The organism is Brevundimonas sp., from assembly GCF_032107865.1.
GTDB lineage: Bacteria > Pseudomonadota > Alphaproteobacteria > Caulobacterales > Caulobacteraceae > Brevundimonas.
In genome coordinates this window covers 1-15,723 of record NZ_DAMCNG010000048.1, presented here as the reverse complement: position 1 = coordinate 15,723, position 15,723 = coordinate 1, and the positions used below count along the sequence as shown (strand labels likewise).

Sequence of the window (15,723 nt, the reverse complement as noted above, 5' to 3'; positions counted from 1 at the left end):
CGTCGATCCCGACTTCGATCTGGTGAAGACGATGAAGGGCGCCTGGAGCCGCGCCCTCTTCTCCAGCCGCAGCCCCGAGGCCCTGCGCAACCGCCTGATCGGCGCCCTGCTGGACCTGTCGGCGGCCAGCGACGACCTGCCCCGCCTGATCCGCGCCGCCTCGCGCCGCCTGACGGCCGATCCTGTCGTCACCGCCGCGTCGGACAAGGAAACCGCCCGGTCGATCGTCTCGGCCGGGCGGTGGATCGCCGCTTCTATTGTGCTCGCCGGCGCCTTGGTCGCGGGCGCCCTGCTGCTGCGCTGACCGGCCTTCAGCGCGTCGCGTCCAGCCGTTCCTCGATCAGATCGCGCGCGACCTTCAGGGCGGCGATGCGGCGGATGAGAAGGGTGTGCTGCGCCGCGCCTGGGGCCAGCTTCAGGACAGCCTTCTCGCATTTGGCGACCAGGGATTCGACGGCGCGCAGCGCTTCTGAAAGGTCAGTCTCGCTATGGGCGGCCATCCGTCCCTGATCTCCCTTGGGCGCCGCACGGCGCCCTTACAGCGTCCGCGCGATCAGCAGCTTCATGATCTCGTTCGTCCCGCCGTAGATGCGCTGGACGCGGGCGTCCTTGTACAGCTGGGCGATCGGATATTCGGTCATATAGCCGTAGCCGCCGAAGAGCTGCAGCATCTCGTCGATGGTCTCGCCCTGAATGTCCGTCACCCAGTATTTGGCCATCGAGGCCGTGGCGGCGTCCAGCTGGCCCTTCAGGTGCAGAGCAATGCAGTGGTCGACGAAGACCTTGGCGACAGTCAGCTTGGTCTTGATCTCGGCCAGTTTGAACTGGGTGTTCTGGAAGTCGATGACCCGCTTGCCGAAGGCCTTGCGCTCCTTGACGTAGGCCAGCGTCGCCTCCAGCCCGCGCTCGGCGGCGGCCACGCCCTGAACGGCGATGTTCAGACGCTCCTGCGGCAGTTGCTGCATCAGCTGGACGAAGCCCTGTCCCTCGGTGTCGCCGATGACGTTGTCCAGCGGGACTTTCACGTCGTTGAAGAACAGCTCGGAGGTGTCGTTCGCCTCCATGCCGATCTTGTGCAGGTTGCGGCCGCGCTCAAAGCCCTCGGCGCCATCGGTTTCGAGGCAGATCAGGCTGGTCCCCTTGGCGCCTTCGGCCGGGTCGGTCTTGGCGACGACGATGATGAAGTTGGCCAACTGGCCGTTGGTGATGAAGGTCTTGGAGCCGTTCAGGACATAGTGGTCGCCCTGCTTCACGGCGGTGGTCTTGACCCCCTGCAGGTCGGAGCCCGCGCCCGGCTCAGTCATGGCGATGGCGCCGACCAGTTCGCCCGACTGCAGGCGCGGCAGCCAGCGCGTCTTCTGCTCGGCCGTGCCGTAGTGCCAGATGTAGGGCATGACGATGGCGTTGTGCAGGCTGATGCCGAAGTGGTCCGCGCCCTTCCAGCCCAGTTGGCGCATCAGCACGACTTCATGGCGATAGTCGCCGCCGAAACCGCCGTCTTCCTCCGGCAGCGACAGGCCCAGCAGGCCCGCCTCGCCCGCCGCATTCCACAGCCCGCGCGGCACCGAGGAGGCGGCGATCCACTGCTGGAACTTCTCTTGCGGCGCGTGCTCCTCGATCCATTTGGCGACGGAGTCGGAGAAGAGGACGATCTCCTCTTCCTTCATGAAGTCGGGTTCGGGGCTGTTGAGCACGTTCATGGCGTCTTCCCTTGGAGCGTGGTTCCGATCAGTGTCGGGAACTCTGGTTGGAGGCGGGTATGCGCTACGGGTTCATCTTGGTCGCAGCAGCGAGTCTTGCCGCCTGTGGGTTTGTTCGAGATGAGAAGATCGACGGTCCGTATCGTTTCGTCGCCACCGATTCCAAGCAGGATGCAGGTGTCTGCTTTGCTCTGGTGGATGGCAACTGCGTCGGACGCATTCCTGAACGGGTAGTCGCCGTGGCGTATAATAGCGACTTCGTCGTTGGCGAGGTCCGCCAGGCGAGAGGTGTCACGAGCTTCTACTATGTCATCCGCAAGGTAGATGGGCCTCTGGTCGATCCTTCTGTTTCGGTTCGCGGCCCCTTCGACGCGATCGCCTTTGAAGCAGAACGATCGCGTCTAGGTTTGCCTGAACCCAAGCCGATTAGTTGATCAGAACGCCTCGGCGGGCATCTGCATCAGCACTTCGGCGCCGGACTTCAGCTTCTTCAGGTGCGCCCCGGCGTCGGGCAGGATGCGCTCGACGAAGTAGCGGCCGGTCATCAGCTTGTTGGCGTAATAGGGATCGGCGTCCCCGGCGGCGATCTTGGCTTGCGCCGCCTTGGCCATCTGGGCCCACAGGAAGGCATAGGCCGTCAGGCCGAAGATGTGCAGGTAGTCGGTCGAGGCCGCCGCGGCGTTGTCCGGGTTGGCCATGCCGTTCTGCATCAGCCACATGGTGGCCTCCTGCAGCTTCTTCTTGGCGTCGGCCAGGCCCTCGACGAAGGGCTTGATGGCCTCGTCCTCGCCGTTCTCGGCCACGAAGGCGTCGATGTCGGCGAACCAGCTCATGATGGCGCGGCCGCCGTTGGCGGGCAGCTTGCGGCCGACCAGATCCAGCGCCTGAATGCCGTTGGTGCCTTCATAGATCATGGTGATCCGCGCATCGCGCAGATACTGCGACGCGGGGAAGTGCTCGGTGTAGCCCGAACCGCCGTGGACCTGCATCGCCAGAGAGGCGACGTGGAAACCCTTGTCGGTCAGGTAGGCCTTCAGCACCGGCGTGATCAGGCCCATGTAGTCCTTGGCCTTGGTGGCGACGGCTTCATCGGCGGCCTTCTGCAGGTCGGCCTGCAGCGCGGTCCACAGGATGAAGGCGCGGCCGCCTTCGACGAAGGCCTTCGATTCCAGCAGCATCCGGCGCACGTCCGGGTGGACCATGATCGGGTCGGCCGGGCCGTCCGGGTTCTTCGGTCCGGTCAGGCTGCGGCCCTGCAGGCGGTCGTTGGCGAACTCGACGGCGGCCTGATAGGCGGCGTCGCCGATGGCCAGGCCTTGCAGGCCGGTGCCCAGGCGGGCCTCGTTCATGACCACGAACATGTTGTTCATGCCGCGGCCTTCTTCGCCGATCAGCCAGCCCTTGGCGTTCTCATAGGCCATGACGGCGGTGGCGTTGCCGTGGATGCCCATCTTGTGTTCTAGGCCCGCGCAGGCCACGCCGTTGCGCTCGCCCAGCGAACCGTCTTCGTTCACCAGGAACTTGGGCACCACGAACAGGCTCAGGCCCTTGATGCCCGGAACCGCGCCTTCGACGCGGGCCAGCACCGTGTGGATGATGTTGTCGGCGAAGTCGTGCTCGCCCGCCGAGATCCAGATCTTCTGGCCGGTGATCGAATAGGAGCCGTCGCCGTTCGGCACGGCCTTGGTGCGGACCATGCCCAGATCGGTGCCGCACTGCGGCTCGGTCAGGTTCATGGTGCCGGTCCATTCGCCTGACGCCATCTTCGGCAGATACTTCTGCTTGATCTCGTCCGAGGCGCTGGCTTCGATGCCGTGGAAGGCACCGCTGGTCAGGCCCGGATACATGGAGAAGGCGGCGCTGGCGGCGGCGGTGAACTGGCCCACGGCGCTCGATACGACCGAGGGCATGCCCTGTCCGCCGAACTCGGTGCTGAAGCCCAGCGAGGGCCAGCCGGCCTCGACCATCTGGTGGTAGGCTTCCTTCCAGCCCTTGGGCGTCGTCACCACGTCGCCCGTGATGCGGCAGCCTTCCTGGTCGCCGATGCGGTTGACCGGGGCGATGACCTCTTCGGCGAACTTGCCGCCTTCCTCGACGATCTGGTCGATCAGGTCGCGCGACAGATCGGCGTCGGGCAACTGGTTGCCGTAGTTCTCGACCTGCAGAACGTCATGCAGGACGAAGGACAGGTCGCGGACGGGCGCCTTGTAGCTCATGGGATCAGGCTCTCGCTTTGAAGGTCAGGAAATGGTCGTCGGGATCGTTGAGGCGTTCGCTCAGCAGGCTGGCGTAGGCCTCGGCGCCCGGCAGAAGGTCGGGACGGTGTTCCGTCAGCTTGGACTCCATCCAGGTACAGGCGGCCTCGGCCGTCTCGATGGCGCCTTCGATGTCCTCGAGCTGCTGCCGCAGCGCCGCGATGCGGGCGCGATGGCGCGGCAGGGCGATGGCCATCTGATGGACGTTGTGGTCCTTCTGGTCATACAGATCCAGCATCTCCTGGATCTCGACCAGGGTGAAGCCGATGCGCCGGCCGCGCATGATCAGCTTCAGCCGGGCGCGGTCACGCGGGCCATAGACCCGCGTCTGACCCTTGCGCGACGGCGTCAGCAGGCCCTTGTCTTCGTAGAAGCGCAGCGCGCGCGCGGTCGCGCCGAACTCGCGGCACAGCTGCCGGATGGAATAGGTGCGATGTTCGTCAGCAATCGGCATGACGACTTGATAACTTGACGCGGACGTAAAGGGAAGCTTTTTAGAGACGGGGCGTCAGGCCTAGTTTGCGGCGCAGGGTGTAGGTCCGTCGGGCCGTTGATTTTGATATGCGGGCGAGAAGCGGCGCTTGGGCGGCGATGATGTCAGCGCCAAGCTTTTCTTGATTTTTAGAATATTCAGCAATTCTAGCGTGCGCCTGGCCGAGTTGATTGGCCTGTTCAATCGCGATCGCTTTGTATTGCTCTAATTCGGCCTCGCGCTCGGTGATGATGTTGACCTGTTGGTCAAATTCGGACTGGGGGATGGTTTTGCTTAGAGCCTCGACTAGAGATTCTATACGCTTTGTAGTCTCATTTTCTAGCTTTTGAAGCATATCTTTTGTTTCGAAATTTTTGTTTTCCGAAATTTCAAGCGCTCTTCTTGCTTCTCTGTAGCGTTCCTCCATGTTTTTAAGAGCGTGCCTGGCATCCTCGTACTTTTTGGCGCGATCGATCGCTGTGTTTGTCAGGAATGATCGGTCTGTTTGCTTGCCCTGGGTTAAGACCTCAGTCGCGGCGTCGCAGAAAAGCGCATAAGTTTCGTCGATGAAGTGGGTATAAAATGGTCCTCCCCATGCGACGTGTCGCCCGGTGAGCATGTGGTCTTTCTCGATCGAAATGATGTTGATCTTGCTGTTGTCTCGCAAGTGCTCATACATGGACGAAAGAATTGAATTTCTTATTGCTGCATCATCAGAAGTAAATGGTGAAGATCTTTCAAATGAAGCCTTTTTGTGGGTAAAATATATTTCCAATAGAAGAATATTCTCAAATTTTTTACTTAAAAGCTCAATCTTTTTATCAATCGCCGCTTTCCATAGAGTCAAAAAGGTTTCTGTGTCGGATAAGGGGGCAATAATCCGAGGTTCTGTTTTCAGTGCACCCGCAAGTATTTCAGGTGTCATGCTATCCGTGGTGAGGCCGGCGACAATGCCAAGACCATCGAGAGGATTCATGACAAAGGCTTCGGGTTCAATTTCAATGATACCAGTAAATATATCTCGCGTAACATCGATTACCACGCTGCTGCCAGCGGGTAGGTTTTCAATTTCGGTCCTGTGTGCCCCGGCGGCGTCATTTACAAAATAGTTTACAAATTCAGCAGGTAGTTTGTGCAAATCAAACCGGAATCTGCTGACCGGGTTGCTCATGAGAGCGATGGTTGGACGCCGCCAGAAATGGTCGAGATGACCATCACTGGCTTCACCGAGGCGACGGGCAACTTCGAACGCGACGCAGCCGCCAATAGAGTAAACTGTACCTAGACCGCTCAAAGGTCGCCCCCTTTGTCGGTTAGATTAAAGCTCAAGTACCGACGATATATAGTTTTGATTGAGAGAGGGGTATAGGCTGAGGGGCAATATGGTGTCGATAACTTTCTTGTTATCTAGCTCTGCGCAGCCACATCACCGGCGCCGTGATGGTCAGCAGGAAGACGTTGGTCAGACTCAGCCCCAGGTCCAGACCGAAGGCGTGAACGCCCAGGGCGATCGTCTCCAGGATCAGCAGGCCCGCCGCCGCCGTCAGCAGCAGGGGACGGCCGAACCGCCACGAGAGCAGCGGCGCCAGAACCATGGCGGCCAGCACGATCTCGGCGACGCCCAGACCGCGCACGAAGGCCTCGCTGGCTGCGGCGGGCCACTGCATCAGAACGATCAGGTTCTCCATCGGCTCGGACAGCTTGGCGTAGCCGGCGGCGATGAAGAACATCGCGATCCAGCCCTGGAAGGTCCAAAGCGTGATGTTCAGATAGTCAGCGCGGGCGCGCGCCTGGTGGGTGTTCAAGGTGGTCGTCGTCATGGCCGTAACCGTTCATTTGCAACAGTCACAAGATCAGTTGCTGGGTTCCGATTTGCAAGCGGCTGAAACAATCTGTGATCACGGTCGGAAAACGACGTGGCGACAGCAGGGCCGAAACCACAATTCCTCGTAACCCATCGTCTGAAACCAGCCGGGATCATCCGCCTCTAAGCTGAGGCGGAGTACGAGTCAACGGTTGATGACATCAATTGATGACTTAGAGGCTCCAGGCGGCTTTCGCCGCCTCCAGTCGGGCCAGTTTGGCCTGCAGCGGAGCCCAGTCGTCGGCCGTGTCGATGGCGCTCCACAGGGCCTCGACCTCGTCGATCAGCATCTCTTCCGGCTCGGGCGCGGCGAACATCGGATGCTCCAGCCGCTCGGGCCGGTCGGGCTCATGCTCCATCAGGGCGAAGCGGAAGGCGTCGAAGGCCTCGCCCTGGTAGGTCTTGCCGCGCACCCCGCCCAGCGCCCGCGCCGCCGAGCTGAAGCCGCCGAACCAGTCGAAGAAGATCGGCTCCCAGCGCAGGGCCTCCTTCTTCTCGCGCGCGAGGGCCAGGGTCGCGTCCAGCAGCCGCTGGTCCGCCGCCTCGCCCAGGCTCTGCACGCCCAGCCGGTTCAGGAAGGCCGCGCGCAGGTGGCGGATATAGGCGGGGCCGAAACCGTTCAGCGCCTCAGTCAGGACCGTGACCTGCGGCTCGGCGTCGGCGATCAGCTTCAGGCACCCGGCCAGCTGCGTCAGGTTCCAGAACACCGCCTCGGGCTGGCGCGCGAAGGCGTAGAGGCCGTTCTGGTCGAAATAGGCGGCGGTGAAGCCCGGCTCATAGTGGGGCAGGAAGCGCCACGGGCCGTAGTCGAAGCTTTCGCCCGTGACGTTCAGATTGTCGGTGTTCAGCACCCCGTGGACGAAGCCCGCCGCGATCCACTTGGCCGTCAGCGCCGCCGAGGCCTCGACCACAGCGGCCAAGAAGCCCGCCGCGTCGCCCGGCGCGACCGCCGGATGATACAGGCTGCGGGCGTGCTCCATCAGCGCCTCGATCTGGTCCTTGCGTCCATAGTATGCGGCGCGCTGGAACGTCCCGAAGCGGATGTGGCTGTGCGACAGCCGCACCATGACGGCGGCGCGCGTCGGCGACGGCTCGTCGTGCCGCTCCAGGTTCTCGCCCGTCTCGATCAGCGACAGGATGCGGCAGGTCGGCACGCCCAAACTGTCCAGTATGGCCGCCGCCAGCGCCTCGCGCATTCCGCCCTTCAGCGTCAGTCGCCCGTCTGCATGACGCGACCACGGCGTCACGCCTGAGCCTTTGGTTCCCAGGTCGAGAAGGCGGCCATTTTGGTTTTCCCTATCGCCTCCCTCGCGGAGGGAGGCTGCTTGAGGGAGGCTGGCGTCTTTATCGGCTTGAGGGGTTTCCCGCATCTGCGCCGCCAGGAAGCCGCGTCCGTCGCCGATGTCGGGGTTGTAAACGCGGAACTGATGGCCGTGATAGCGCATGGCCACGGGGCCGGGCTGGCCGGGCAGGGGCTCGAACCGGCCGAAGTGAGCGAGCCATTCGGCGTCGCTCAGCGTCTCCAGCCCGACCTGCGCCGCCGCGCGGTCGTTGCGCAGGCGCAAGATCGTCTGCGGGAAGTCGGCCGCCTTCACAGCGTCGCCGTAGTCGGCGCCCAGGTCAAAAAAGCGGGGTTCGGGGCGATAGGCGGGGGAGACGGGCATGGGCGGCAGATGCGCCTTCGCCGTGCATTTCGCAACCGCGAGCCGTATCCGGCCGATCAGGCTTGAACCTTCGCCGCCGATCCGTATTTTCACCCGCAGACATCAGGTCTCGTGCGATCCGATCCCGAGGCCAGGCCGGCGCCGCCCCGCGCGCGAATCCGGTCCGGCGTCCGTCGATAACCTGACGCCACGACAGACCATCTCATTGTTTCGGAGACCTTCGTGGCCAGAAAATTCACGCTCGCCTTCCTCAAGACCGAGGCCGGTTCCGGGGCCGTCCTCGGCCTCGCCGCCGTCGCCGCCCTGATCGTCGCCAACTCGCCCCTGTCGGCCGACTATTTCGCCTGGCTCAAGAGCGTCCACGCCGTCCAGATCGGCCCGTTGCGGCTGGAGGAAACGGTGTCCGACTGGATCAAGGAAGGCCTGATGGCCGTCTTCTTCCTCGTCGTCGGCCTGGAGATCAAATACGAGATTCTCAAGGGCGAGCTGAGCAATCCCAAGAAGCTGGCCCTGCCCATCCTGGCGGCGCTCGGCGGCATGGCGATTCCGGGTCTGGTCTATCTGGGCGTGGTCGGGGCGCTGGGCGGCCCGACGCAGGGCTGGCCCATTCCCCTGGCCACTGACATCGCCTTCGCCCTGGCCGTCTTCGCCGTGGTCGGACGCAGTCTGCCGTCCTCCCTGCGCGTCTTCCTCTTGACCCTGGCCATCGTCGACGATCTGGGCGCCATCGCCCTGATCGCCGTCCTGTTCAGCCAGGGCGTGCAGTGGGTTCCGCTGCTGGCGGCGCTGGGCGTCACCGCCGTGTTCGCCGTTCTGGGGCGGCGCCGGATGGCCGCCGCCTTCTGGGTGCTGGGCTTTGCGGCCGTCTGGTATCTGACGGTGCAATCGGGCCTGTCGACGTCGCTGACCGCCGTGGCCTTCGCCCTGATCGTGCCGGTCGAGCCGCGCCGCGAGACCTCGCAGAGCCCGCTCAAGGACGCCATGCACGACCTGCACCCTTATGTGGCCTATCTGGTCCTGCCCCTGTTCGCCTTCGCCAAGGCGGGGGTCTCCTTCGCCGGCCTGTCGCTGGAACAGGCCTTCGCCCCTCTGGTCATCGCCATCGCGCTGGGTCTCTTCATCGGCAAGCAGGTGGGCGTTTTCGGCGTGGCCTGGCTGGCGGTGAAGCTGGGCCTGGGCGACAAGCCGTCGGGTGCGGGCTGGATGCAGCTCTACGGTGTCAGCCTGCTGTGCGGCATCGGCTTCACCATGAGCCTGTTCATCGGCGTCCTGGCCTTCCCCGGCGCGGTGGACTCGCCCGAGCAGATCGAGGTCAAGCTGGGCGTCATCGGCGGATCGGTGCTGTCGGCCCTGACGGCGGCGGCGATTCTGGCGCTCGCCGAGGCCGGCCGCCAGAAAAGACGCGATGCGAAATCAGTCGCTTCGGCCACCTGATCGACGATAACATTGACCTAACGTCAGTATATTTGTCGCTTTATCGCCACAGGTGAGGCGGGCTTGGGTGAAATTATCGTTCTCCAAGTGGCCTCTCCTTGTCGGTGACTCGGGCATGGACTACCCCTTTTGAATGAGAATTCGCGTCGATCAATGAACGCGAGTCATCAGGGACAGGAATCGCGCACGGCCGCGAATGCGGTCGGGCCCATTAGAGTCGGGGAGCCCGCCTTATGCGTTTCAACCACATCCTTCGCTGCACCGCTTCGGTCGCCGTCGTCGGCGTCGCAGCTTTCGGTCTTGTCGGCGCAGCCGCCGCTCAGGATGGACCGACGACGGTCGACGACATCATCGTCACCGCCCAGAAGCGGGAACAGAGCCTGCAGGACGTGCCGATCGTGGTGACGACCCTGTCGCAGGAGGCGCTGGACGGCGCCGGGGTGCGCGACATCAAGGATCTGCAGATCCTGACGCCGGGCATGACCGTCACCTCGACCCAGTCGGAAACCGCCACCACGGCCCGCATCCGCGGCGTCGGCACCGTCGGCGACAACCCCGGCCTGGAAAGCTCGGTCGGCGTGGTCATCGACGGCGTCTATCGTTCGCGCAACGGCGTCGGCTTCGGCGACCTGGGCGAACTCAGCCGCATCGAGGTGCTGAAGGGTCCGCAAGGCACCCTGTTCGGCAAGAACACCTCGGCCGGCGTCATCAACATCATCACCGAGGCCCCGTCCTTCACGCCGGGCTTCAGCGCCGAGGCCACCTACGGCAACTTCAACGCCTGGGGCCTGGCGGGGTCGATCACCGGCCCGATCACGGATCAGATCGCCGGCCGCCTCTACATGGCCAAGCGTCAGCGCGACGGCTTCTATGACGTCGTCACCGGCGCCGGCCCGCGTCAGGAGACGGACGACCAGAACCAGGACTTCTGGACCGCGCGCGGCCAACTGCTGATCCTGCCTTCGGACGACGTGTCGATCCGCCTGATCGCCGACTACTCCAAGCGCGATGAATATTGCTGCGTCTCGACCCAGGTCCGCACCGGCCCGACCTACGGCATCATCACGGGTATCGGCGGCCAGCAGGCTGCGCCCGCGCCGGGCTTCGGCAAGCTGCCCTTCTCGCGCACGGCCTACGCCAACCGCGGCACCGGGCAGGAAATGGAGGACATGGGCTTCTCCGCAGAGGCCAACATCGACATTCCGTCGTGGAACGCCACCTTCACCTCGCTCAGCTCCTGGCGGAACTGGTCGGGCGTCAACGGCATGGACCTCGACTACACCACCGCCGACCTGCTGTACCGTCAGGATGACGGCGGCTACGGCTTCGAGCTTGAGAACCTGACCCAGGAGTTCCGCCTGGCGGGCGCCACCGACCGCCTGGACTGGCTGGTCGGCGCCTTCCTCACGCGCGAAAGCATCGCCCGTGAGGACAGCTATTGGTACGGCGCGGGCTACACCCCCTATATGTCGCTGCTGCTGGGCTCGCGGCTGAACCTGACCAATCCGGCGGCTGTGAACTGCGTCACCGGGGCAGGCGCCACGCCGATGGGCATCGTCGGCTGCCTGACCGGGGCGGTCGCTCCGACCGGACCGGGCTTCGGCGTCGGTCAGGGCGTGAAGGACCACTACAGCCAGCGCACCGAATCCATCGCCTTCTTCACCAACAACACGGTGAAGCTGACCGACAAGTTCGACGTGACCCTGGGTCTGCGTTACTCGAATGACCACAAGCGCCTGATCGGCGTTCAGGACAATGTGGGCAGCAACGGTCTTGCCTGCGGCGGCGCCCTGGGCAACGCCGGCGCTATCGGCGGCGCCATCGGCATTGCGAACCCCACGCTGACGCCCGCCCAGATCCAGGCCCTGGCCTCGACCCTGGTCGGCACCATCTGCCTGCCTTGGGCCAACCCTCAGTTCGACAATCGCCGCATCTCGGAATCGAACAACGGCGGCGAGTTCTCGGGCACGATCAAGGGCAGCTATCGTTTCAACGACAGCATCATGGGCTACGCCTCCTACGCCCACGGCTACAAGTCGTTCGGCTACAACATGGACCGGGTGCAGGCGGGCGTGACGCCGACGTCGTCGCTCTACTTCCCGTCCGAGACGGTCAACAGCTATGAAATCGGGCTGAAGAACACCCTGTTCAACCGCTCGGTGCTGCTGAACCTCACCTACTTCAATCAGAAGTTCGAGGACTTCCAGCTCAACACCTTCCTGGGCACCGCCTTCGTGGTCGAGTCCATCCCCGAGGTCACGACCGAGGGCGTCGACGCCGACTTCGTCTGGTTCACCCCGGTCGAGGGCCTGTCCTTCTCGGGCGGCGTGACCTACGCCGACACCAAGTATGGCAACTTCGTCGCCTCGGACCTGACCAACCCGGCCAACTTCCCGCAACTGTCCCTGCTGCCGGGCGCCCGCGCCTCGTTCGCACCGGAATGGTCGGCCACGGCCTCCATGGCCTTCGACCGCTCGATCGGCGCGGGGCTGAAGCTGGGCCTGAACCTGTCGGCCAAATACTCGACCGAGTTCAACACCGGCTCCGACCTGCTGCCCTACAAGATGCAGGACGCCATGACCCTGGTGAACGGCCGCATCACCCTGGGCGCGGAAGACGAGAACTGGGCGCTGGACATCTGGGGCCAGAACCTGACGGACGAAGAGTATATGCAGGTGGCCATCAACGCCCCGCTGCAGGGCTCGGCCTTCCAGACCACGGTCCAGCCGAACGGCACCTACTATAACCCGGCCGGCGACACCCAGACCTACAACGCCTTCATGGGCCAGCCGCGCACCTACGGCATGACGCTGCGCGTCCGCTACTGATCCAGCGCGACGTCTGAGAGTCTGAGGGCGGGTCGGAGCAATCCGGCCCGCCCTTTGCTTTTGGGGCTGAGTTTCCCTCTCCCGGCGGGAGAGGGCTTGAGCGCAGCGATCGTTCTTGCGCGAAAGGGTGAGGGGCTTGTCCCATCAGTCGGCGTAAGCCGTTGCTTGGCCGGGCTGCCACGGCTTACGCCGACTTCACCCGTGAATCCTCACCCTTTCGCCTTAGCCAATCGCTTCGCTCTTGGAGGCTCAAGCCCTCTCCCATCGGGAGAGGGCGCGCACATGGAAAAAGCCCCCGACCTTGCGGGCGGGGGCTTTATCTTTCAGCGCGACGGCCGCCTCATTCCGCCGGGGTGTGGCTTTCCCCCGCCAGTCGCCGCTGGCCGGCGAACATCCGGTTCAGCAGGCGCCGCCCGAAGCCGGCGATGTCGTCGATGATGGTGAACACCGCCGGGATGTAGAGCAGCGACAGGAAGGTCGAGGAGATCAGCCCCCCCACCACGGCCACGGCCATGGGCGAGCGGAACTCCACGTCGGCGCCCCAGCCGATGGCGATGGGCACCATGCCCGCCCCCATGGCGAAGGTGGTCATCAGGATCGGCCGCGCCCGCTTGTGGGCGGCGTCCATGATGGCGTCGAAACGGTTCAGCCCGCTCTTCTCGGCCATGATGATGTAGTCGACCAGCAGGATGGAGTTCTTGGCCGCGATCCCCATCAGCATCAGCACCCCGATCAGGGCCGACATGGAGAAGCTCTTGCCCGCGATCACCAGGGCGATGAAGGCGCCGCCGATGGCCAGGGGCAGGGCCGCCATGATGGTGACCGGATAGGCGAAGCTTTTGAACAGCAGGGTCAGCACGGCGTACATCAGCAGAATGCCCGACAGGAAGGCGATGCCGAAGCCGATCAGCATCTCCTGGATGAACTCGGCGTCTCCGGCGGGCACCTGGCGCACACCGGTCGGCAGATCCTTGACCGACGGCAGGCGATTGACCGCCTGGCCCGCCGCGCCGGTGGTGATGCCGTCCAGCTCGGCCGAGATGGAGGCGATGCGCGAGCGATCCTGGCGGCTGACCGTGGCTGGGCCGGCGCCGAACTCGATGTCGGCCACGGCGCTCAGCGGTACGGCGGCCCCCGAGGCGGTCGGCACGCGCAGCGACTCCAGCACGTTCAGATCCTCGCGCGCGGCCTCGGTCAATTGCAGGCGGATGGGGATCTGGCGGTCGCCCAGATTGTACTTCGGCAGGTTCTGGTCGATGTCGCCGATGGTGGCGACGCGCACGGCCTGGGAGATGGCCCCGGCCGAGACGCCCAGCAGCGCCGCCTCATCCGGCCGCGGCGTGACTAGGATTTCCGGTCGGGCGATGGCGGCGGTGTTGACGATGTTGGCCAGGCCCGGCACCCCGCGCATCTCTTCCTCGACCTTGCGGGCTGCGGCTTCCAGCACGACAGGATCGTCGCCCAGGATGGAGAAGGTGTAGCTGGTGCCGTCGCCGGGTCCGCCGCCCTGCTGGGCGATGCCGGCGCGGATGCGGGCGCCGGGGATCTGCTTCAGCTCATCGACCATGACGCGGGCGAAGGCCTGCTGGCTCAGGTCGCGCTTACCCTTGGGCACCATGTCGGCGTAGACATTGGCCTGGTTCACCGACTGGCCGCCGATGGCGGCGTAGACCGAGGTGACCTCGGGACGGGCGTTCAGCGTCTGCGTCACCTGCTGCACCACGACATCGGTCTGATGCAGGGTGGAGCCGGGCGGCAGTTCGATCTGGAAGGCCGCGCGGCCTTCATCGGCGGGCGACATGAACTCGAACGACATCTTGGCGGCGATCGACAGACCGATCGAACCGAACAGGAAGGCCGTCCCCATGACGAAGACGATCCAGCGATGGCGCAGGCACCATTTCAGCGAGCGCAGATAACCCGCCATCCAGAAGGGATCCTTGTCCTCATGGTGGGTGTGCTTGAGCATGTAGGCCGCCATCAGCGGCGTCAGCAGACGCGCCACCACCAGGGAGAAGAAGACGCTGATGCAGGCGGCCAGGGCGAAGGCCTTGAAGAACTGGCCGATGATGCCCGGCATGAAGCCCACAGGCGCAAACACGGCGATGATGGTGCCGGTCGTCGCCACGACCGCCAGACCGATCTCGTCGGCCGCCTCAAAGGCGGCGTCATAGGGCGGTTTTCCGTCGCGCATGTGGCGCACGATGTTCTCGATCTCGACGATGGCGTCATCGACCAGGATACCGATCGTTAGCGACAGGGCCAGCAGCGTCACCACGTTCAGCGACTGATCCATCGGCCCCAGGATGGCGAAGGTCGGGATCAGCGACATCGGCATGGCCGTCGCCGCGATCAGGGTCGCCCGCCAGTCGCGCAGGAAGATCCACACCACGATGACCGCCAGGACCGCGCCCAGGATCAGCGCCTCCAGCGAGGCGAGGTAGGATTCTTCGATGTACTTCACGCTCGAGGTGACCTGTTCGATGGTCAGTTCGGGGTGGGCCTCGTCGATCTTCTCGACCTCGGCGCGGACCTTTTCCGAGACCTTGACCTCGCTGGCCTCGCGCGAACGCAGGAAGTTGAAGGTCACGGCCTCCTGGCCGTTGTAGCGGGCCAGGCGGCGCGGCTCGCTCCACTTGTCGACCACCACGCCCAGATCGCCCAGGCGCACGTTCTTGCCGTCGCCGACGGGCACCAGGGTCTCGCGCAGCTGCTCGACCGAGCCGGCGGCGCCTAGCGTGCGCACGGCGCGTTCCGAGCCCGCGATGGTGACGCGCCCGCCCGGCAGGTTGTTGTTGACGTTGGTCAGGGCCTGGCTGACCTGGGCCGCCGTGACGCCGTAGGCGCTGAGCCGCTGCGGGTCCAGTTCGACACGGATCTCGCGGTCCACCCCGCCCGAGCGGTTGACCTCGCCGACGCCGCCCAACGCCAGCAGGGCGCGGCTCATCTCATTGTCGATGAACCAGCTGATCTGCTCGGGCGTCATCGTCTCCGAGCGCACGACATAGGTGATCAGGGCGTCGCCGGTGATGTCGATGCGCTGGACCGTCGGCTCCTGCATATCCTGGGGCAGGCTGGCGCGCACGCCGCTCATGGCGTTGCGGACGTCGTTGGTGGCGCGCTCGGTGTCGGTGCCCAGCTCGAACTCGATGGTGGTCGAGGACACGCCGTCCGAGACGTTGGAATAGATGTGGCGCACGCCCGATAGGCCGGCGATCGAATCCTCGATCACCCGCGTGACCTGCACCTCCATCTCGGTCGGGGCGGCGCCGGGCCGCGCGGCCGTGACCGCGACCAGGGGGAAGTCGATGTCGGGGTTGTTGTTGATCCGCATCCCGGCGAAGCCGGTCACGCCGCCCAGCGTTAACAGCAGGAACAGCAGGATGATGGGGATGGGGTTTTTGATCGCCCAGGCGGAAATCTGGTTCATGGCCGGGCCTTACTTCTTGGCGGGCGCTGAAGCGGTGGCGGGGGCGGCGGCCGGAGCCGCAGCCGGCGCGGCGGCG

Annotated in this window: 11 protein-coding genes and 1 pseudogene; 4 read left to right on the top strand and 8 right to left on the bottom strand. The window is 64.5% G+C overall.

All coding sequences use genetic code 11. The features are described 5' to 3' along the window. Window positions 1-304, top strand: a pseudogene (locus tag RT567_RS06365) (AarF/ABC1/UbiB kinase family protein); the annotation flags it as partial. A 7-nt stretch (window positions 305-311) separates the two neighbouring features. Here RT567_RS06365 and RT567_RS06360 read toward each other — a convergent pair. Continuing rightward, window positions 312-500, bottom strand: coding sequence for a hypothetical protein (locus RT567_RS06360; RefSeq protein ID WP_313575116.1), 189 nt, complete (start codon window positions 498-500; stop codon window positions 312-314). A gap of 36 nt (window positions 501-536) precedes the next feature. Beyond that, window positions 537-1,700 carry an acyl-CoA dehydrogenase family protein gene (locus RT567_RS06355; RefSeq protein WP_313575114.1) on the bottom strand — a complete coding sequence of 388 codons (1,164 nt, stop codon included), beginning with the start codon at window positions 1,698-1,700 and terminating at the stop codon, window positions 537-539. A gap of 59 nt (window positions 1,701-1,759) precedes the next feature. Between RT567_RS06355 and RT567_RS06350 the strand changes: the two genes are divergently transcribed. Next, entirely contained in the window at window positions 1,760-2,134 is a 375-nt protein-coding gene (locus RT567_RS06350) for a hypothetical protein (RefSeq protein ID WP_313575112.1), read from the top strand. Here the strand turns inward: RT567_RS06350 and RT567_RS06345 are convergent, their stop codons facing one another. From RT567_RS06345 to RT567_RS06325, 5 genes are all read right to left on the bottom strand, one after another. Continuing rightward, entirely contained in the window at window positions 2,135-3,916 is a 1,782-nt protein-coding gene (locus RT567_RS06345; protein ID WP_313575110.1) for an acyl-CoA dehydrogenase C-terminal domain-containing protein, read from the bottom strand. Between the two features lie 4 nt (window positions 3,917-3,920). Next, entirely contained in the window at window positions 3,921-4,409 is a 489-nt protein-coding gene (locus tag RT567_RS06340) for a MerR family DNA-binding transcriptional regulator (RefSeq protein ID WP_313575109.1), read from the bottom strand. Window positions 4,410-4,449: 40 nt separating this feature from the next. Beyond that, window positions 4,450-5,721: a DUF6270 domain-containing protein gene (locus RT567_RS06335; protein WP_313575107.1), complete on the bottom strand. Its 1,272-nt coding sequence runs from the start codon at window positions 5,719-5,721 to the stop codon at window positions 4,450-4,452. A 109-nt stretch (window positions 5,722-5,830) separates the two neighbouring features. After that, on the bottom strand, window positions 5,831-6,247 hold the full coding sequence (locus RT567_RS06330; RefSeq protein ID WP_313575105.1) for a DoxX family protein: 417 nt from the start codon (window positions 6,245-6,247) through the stop codon (window positions 5,831-5,833). 217 nt (window positions 6,248-6,464) lie between these two features. Beyond that, window positions 6,465-7,955 carry a protein adenylyltransferase SelO family protein gene (locus RT567_RS06325; RefSeq protein ID WP_313575103.1) on the bottom strand — a complete coding sequence of 497 codons (1,491 nt, stop codon included), beginning with the start codon at window positions 7,953-7,955 and terminating at the stop codon, window positions 6,465-6,467. A gap of 222 nt (window positions 7,956-8,177) precedes the next feature. On the opposite strand from RT567_RS06325, the gene nhaA reads away from it, so the two are divergent. Beyond that, entirely contained in the window at window positions 8,178-9,389 is a 1,212-nt protein-coding gene (gene nhaA / locus RT567_RS06320; protein ID WP_313575101.1) for a Na+/H+ antiporter NhaA, read from the top strand. Between the two features lie 233 nt (window positions 9,390-9,622). Continuing rightward, window positions 9,623-12,217 (top strand): TonB-dependent receptor, encoded by a 2,595-nt coding sequence (locus RT567_RS06315; protein ID WP_313575099.1) that lies wholly within the window; start codon window positions 9,623-9,625, stop codon window positions 12,215-12,217. A gap of 340 nt (window positions 12,218-12,557) precedes the next feature. On the opposite strand, the gene RT567_RS06310 is transcribed toward RT567_RS06315, so the two are convergent. Beyond that, entirely contained in the window at window positions 12,558-15,647 is a 3,090-nt protein-coding gene (locus RT567_RS06310; RefSeq protein WP_313575097.1) for an efflux RND transporter permease subunit, read from the bottom strand. Between the last annotated feature and the right edge of the window lie 76 nt (window positions 15,648-15,723).

Excerpts from the sequence above, each read along its gene's own strand:
- RT567_RS06360 (WP_313575116.1), bottom strand. The coding sequence starts at position 500 with ATGGCCGCCCATAGCGAGACTGACCTTTCAGAAGCGCTGCGCGCCGTC.
- RT567_RS06310 (WP_313575097.1), bottom strand. The coding sequence starts at position 15,647 with ATGAACCAGATTTCCGCCTGGGCGATCAAAAACCCCATCCCCATCATC.
- RT567_RS06340 (WP_313575109.1), bottom strand. The coding sequence starts at position 4,409 with ATGCCGATTGCTGACGAACATCGCACCTATTCCATCCGGCAGCTGTGC.
- RT567_RS06315 (WP_313575099.1), top strand. The coding sequence starts at position 9,623 with ATGCGTTTCAACCACATCCTTCGCTGCACCGCTTCGGTCGCCGTCGTC.
- RT567_RS06325 (WP_313575103.1), bottom strand. The coding sequence starts at position 7,955 with ATGCCCGTCTCCCCCGCCTATCGCCCCGAACCCCGCTTTTTTGACCTG.
- RT567_RS06355 (WP_313575114.1), bottom strand. The coding sequence starts at position 1,700 with ATGAACGTGCTCAACAGCCCCGAACCCGACTTCATGAAGGAAGAGGAG.
- RT567_RS06345 (WP_313575110.1), bottom strand. The coding sequence starts at position 3,916 with ATGAGCTACAAGGCGCCCGTCCGCGACCTGTCCTTCGTCCTGCATGAC.
- RT567_RS06350 (WP_313575112.1), top strand. The coding sequence starts at position 1,760 with ATGCGCTACGGGTTCATCTTGGTCGCAGCAGCGAGTCTTGCCGCCTGT.
- RT567_RS06330 (WP_313575105.1), bottom strand. The coding sequence starts at position 6,247 with ATGACGACGACCACCTTGAACACCCACCAGGCGCGCGCCCGCGCTGAC.